Origin of the sequence: Nocardia araoensis NBRC 100135 (assembly GCF_000308435.1) — a bacterium.
GTDB classification, from domain to species: Bacteria; Actinomycetota; Actinomycetes; order Mycobacteriales; family Mycobacteriaceae; genus Nocardia; species Nocardia araoensis.
In genome coordinates, this window is the sequence record NZ_BAFR01000302.1 from 1 (window position 1) to 4626 (window position 4626).

The 4626-nt window shown below is 68.8% G+C and carries 3 protein-coding genes and 1 pseudogene; 1 reads left to right on the forward strand and 3 read right to left on the reverse strand.

The features are described from left to right. From ON21_RS30715 to ON21_RS30725, 3 genes are all read right to left on the reverse strand, one after another. Nucleotides 1-481 (reverse strand): fucose isomerase (locus ON21_RS30715; protein WP_039803812.1); only part of this gene is annotated, 481 nt, incomplete at its 3' end. 117 nt (nucleotides 482-598) lie between these two features. After that, nucleotides 599-1477, reverse strand: a complete 879-nt coding sequence (locus ON21_RS30720; RefSeq protein ID WP_039803814.1) for a glycoside hydrolase family protein — start codon at nucleotides 1475-1477, stop codon at nucleotides 599-601. A gap of 38 nt (nucleotides 1478-1515) precedes the next feature. Beyond that, nucleotides 1516-3804, reverse strand: a complete 2289-nt coding sequence (locus ON21_RS30725) for an ATP-binding cassette domain-containing protein (protein ID WP_039803816.1) — start codon at nucleotides 3802-3804, stop codon at nucleotides 1516-1518. Nucleotides 3805-3867: 63 nt separating this feature from the next. Here ON21_RS30725 and ON21_RS30730 point away from each other — a divergent pair. Continuing rightward, nucleotides 3868-4626 (forward strand): annotated as a pseudogene (locus ON21_RS30730) (helix-turn-helix transcriptional regulator); the annotation flags it as partial.

Here is a 4626-nt window from a genome sequence, read left to right on the forward strand (position 1 = left end):
GAAGCGCCGAGGTCGATCCGCGCAAGCTCGCCACGGCTGCCGCGGCCCGCGCGTGTACGCCGATGGCGTCGATGAGCCCGGGATCGGACGGATCACCCCACAGCCTGCTGTGCTTACGTCCGATCTGATCCAGCGCGCCTCCGGCGGCGAGCATGCCCACCATTCCGGGCTGGACCGGGTCGATATTCGACAGCAACAGCAGCGGGCCGGGAATCGCGCCCGCCGCCAGCATGGTGAAATGCGGGAACGCCCACACCGCGTAATGCAGGACGGTGAGATCGACGCCCGCCGCGGCGATCGTGCGCGCCACCGAACCGGCCAGGGCGTTGTCGCTGATCGGCGCCGCGCCACGGACCACATCGTGCCCCGCCGCGGTCAGCGCGGTCACGAGCCGGTCCTCGGTGGAGGCGATGAAATCGGCGATGCCCGCATGCACATAGTCGCGGCCATCGGAGATGCTGATGATGCCGATACGGGCCATGCCGGTCCCTCCCGCAGGGTGGGTGATCGGAAGTTCGACTCGCTCCAACAGATACCAGCAGCGACCGCGGGCGGAGGCGTGTTTCGCCGAATCAGCGCCCGGCTCGGTGTTTCCGGCTCACCGCGGAACCGTCTTGACGACCCGCGATCGTGGGAAGCCGAGCGGCGCCAGATGGATCCCGCCCTGTCCCCAGCCCGCGCTGGTGATCCACCAGCGACCGTCCTCGTCGATCACTTCGGCGGCGTGCGCCGCGATGTGGCCCACCTTGTCACCGATGCGGAAGTGGAAAGGGTTGTCACTGCGAAAGACATCCGTCCCGACGTAGTGCGGCCGCGGACCGATGAACAGATACCACCAACCTCCGTGCCGGAGGACGTAAGGCGATTCGGTGTTGCCGGCTTCGGTGCCTTTGGCCGGGTCCGTGTACGCGATGTGCCGCTCGCCCCAGTGCACGAGATCGGTGCTGGTGCGGTAGGCGACGACATGGTGACCACCGGCCGGGGCGCTGGTCGCGCAGTAGTACATCACCCATTGGTCCCCCACCCGCACCACCATGGGGTCGCGAGCGTCGTAGCCGTCGCGGAACAGCGGGCCCGCCGCGGATCGGGTCCAGTGGAACAGGTCGGGCGAGATCGCCGAGTTCATCGCGGCGGCGGTGCGGTCGGCGCCGCCCGCCGCGTAGAACATGTGGTACCGCCCGTGGGCGCGGAGCACATAGGGCGCCCACAGATGCGTCTCGCCGTAGTCCCGATCCACCCGTAGCGCGGAGGCGTGTTTGCTCCACGGTCCGTGCAGCCGGTCGGCGGTGGCGTGGGCGAACTCGATCTCGTCGAACGGGTCCGCGGGCTCGGGGTGGGTGATTCCGAAAAGATGCCACCGCCCCGCATCGTCGCGAACGATCGTGTGATCGTTGATGTACCAGGCTTCCGGCTCCCCGGCGCTCGGGTCGTAGATCCGCGCGAAAGCCCCCGCCCGGACCACCTCCCGTGTCGCCATGAATTCATGATGCCGCGATCACGTCCGCGGCGGCGGGATCATCGGGCAACGACATTGCGCCGCAGGTACTCCGCGGTCAGCGACCGGCCGTCCGCCAGCATCTCCGCCGGTGTCCCGGCGAAAACGATCTCGCCGCCGTGCTTCCCGCCGTCGGGCCCCAGGTCGATCACCCAGTCGGCTCGGGCGACGACATCCAGGTCGTGCTCGATGACGATCACCGTGTTACCCGCGTCGACCAGCCGGTCGAGCAGCCCGACCAGGGTGTCGACATCGGCCATGTGCAGCCCCGTGGTCGGCTCGTCCAGCACGTAGACAGCGGGTTCCGCGCGACGTTGCAGGTGATCGGCCAGTTTGACGCGCTGACGCTCGCCGCCGGACAGCGAGGACAGCGACCTGCCGAGAGTGAGATACCCGAGGCCGACGTCGAGCAGCGACCGCAACGGCGTGCCGACCCGCAGGTCCCCGTCTTCGGCCCAGAAGTCCAGCGCCTCCTGCGCGGACATCTCCAGCACGTCGGCGATGGACGCCCCGCGGATCTCGTAGGCGAGCGCCTCCGGACGGTATCTGCGTCCGTGGCAGGCCCGGCAGATCGTGGTGACCGGATCCATGTACGCCAGGTCGGTGAAGATCACTCCGGCGCCGTCGCATTCGCCGCAGGCGCCCTCGGAATTGAAACTGAACAAGCCCGGTCGTACGCCGTGCCGCCGGGCGAAAAGCTGACGCAGCGGATCCATGATGCCGAGATAGGTGGCGGGGCTGGAGCGCCGGGACGCGGTGATCGCGGACTGGTCCACCGCGACGACCTGCGGATGCGCCGCGACGAACGCGCCGGACACCAGCGTGCTCTTCCCGGAGCCCGCTACGCCGGTCACCGCCGTGAGCACACCGGTCGGGAAGCGCGCGGTGAGATTCTTCAGGTTGTAGGCGTCGGCACCGGTGACGGTCAGCCATCCCGTCGGCGTGCGGACGTCTTCCTTCACCCGACGCACCCGGCGCAAACCCGCACCGGTCGGCGTCTTCGCGAGCCGCAGTTGATCGACCGTCCCGTGGAACACCACCTGCCCGCCGCGGGAACCGGCGCCGGGACCCATGTCGACCACGTGGTCGGCGACGGCGATGACGTCGGGGGAGTGCTCCACCACCAGAACGGTGTTGCCCTTGTCGCGCAGCCGGCTCAGCAGCGTGTTCAGCCGCCCCACGTCCCGGGGATGCATGCCGACGCTGGGCTCGTCGAAGATATAGGTCATGCCGGTCAGGCTGGAGCCCAGATGCCGGACGACTTTCAGACGCTGCGCCTCGCCGCCGGACAGGGTCGCGGTCTCCCGATCGAGCGACAGGTAACCGAGCCCGACCTCCTCGATCCGGCGCAACCGGGCGACAGCGGCCCGAGCGATCGGTCGAGCCACCGGATCGTCCAAGCGGTCGAGCACCTCGATGAGATCGGTGATCTCCAGCCTGCCGTAGTCGGCGATGCCGAGCCCGTCGATCCGGCTCGCCAGCGCGGCGGCGTTGAGCCGGGCACCCCCGCAGTCCGGGCAGACCTCCTCGGTGACCACCGCGCGGGCGGCCTCGCGATTCTTGTCCGACAGCGCGGTGAGATCACGCTTGACGTACAGGCGGTCGAACCGCTCCAGCAGGCCTTCGTATGCGTTGCTCCCCGCCGATCCGTTCCGGTTCTTGCGCGGCACCCGGAAACCCTTGCCGTGCAGGAACAACTGCCATTCCTCCGCGGTGAAGTCCCGCAGCGGCTTGTCCGGATCGAAAAGTCCCGACTCGGCGTAGAGCTGCCACTGGAATGTTCCGACCGCGAACGGCCCGAAGGTGATGGCGCCCTCGTTGAGCGACTTACCGGTATCGAGGAGCCTGTCCAGATCCGGCCGCACCACATGGCCGAGACCGCCGCACGCGGGACACATGCCCAGCGGGTCGTTGAACGAATAGCGTGTGGCCTCGCCCGCGCTCGGCACGCTGTGCCGGGAGAACAGCACGCGGATGACCGAGTGGATGTCGGTCATGGTCCCGACCGTGGAACGGGAATTGCCGCCGATCGGCTTCTGATCGACGACGACGGCGGGTGCCAGGTTGTCGATCGCGTCGGCCTCCGGGCGCTCGTACTTGGGCAGCCGATTGCGGATGAACCAGGTGAAGGTCTCGTTGAGCTGTCGCTGCGATTCGACCGCGACGGTGCCGAAGACGATCGACGATTTGCCCGAACCGGAGACGCCGGTGAAGACCACGATCTTGCCTTTGGGGATCGTCAGCGAGACGTCGCGCAGATTGTTCTCGCGAGCCCCGACGATCCTGATGGTGTCTCGATCTGCATGCACGGACCTCACGCTAGGAACCGATGAGGTCGGATTCTGTCCTTGTTCGCCGCCATACTCGAGGATGTGACCCGGACCGCCGCGCGACTGCTCCAACTGCTGTCGCTGTTGCAGACCCGCCGCGAATGGAGCGGCCCCGAACTGGCCGCGCGGTTGGGGGTCACGGTGCGGACGGTGCGCCGGGATGTGGAGCGTCTGCGCGAGCTGGAGTATCCGGTGGTCGCGAGCCTCGGTGCGATCGGCGGCTACCGTCTGGAAGCGGGCGCGGCGCTGCCGCCGCTGCTGCTCGACGACGAGGAAGCGGTCGCGATCACGCTCGGACTGCGCGGCGCGGCGCAGGGCGCGATCGTGGGGATCGAGGAATCGGCTGCCCGCGCCTTGGTGAAATTGCAGCAGGTCCTGCCGTCCCGGTTGCGACGCCGGGTCGACGCGCTGGACACGACGACCGTGTCGCTCGGCGGGCCCGCCGCCGGTCCGATGATCGACCCCGAGGTGCTGGTCGCCCTGGCCGCCGCCGCGCGCGACGGCGAACGAATCCGCTTCCGATATCGGGACAAGACCGACGCGGAAAGCAGCCGCCTCGCCGAACCACACAGCCTCGTCTCCGCGGGGCGCCGCTGGTACCTGGTCGCCTGGGACGTCGACCGCGCCGATTGGCGTACCTTTCGCGTGGACCGTTTGACCTCCCGCGGCCGATCGGAATACGCTGCGCACCTCGCGCGCTGCCCACCGAGGACGCGGCGAGCTTCGTGACCAGCCAGCTGGCGCGCTCGAGGCCGGTTCGTCCCGTGGTCCTGCGGGTCCACGCCTCCGCCGACGCCCTGG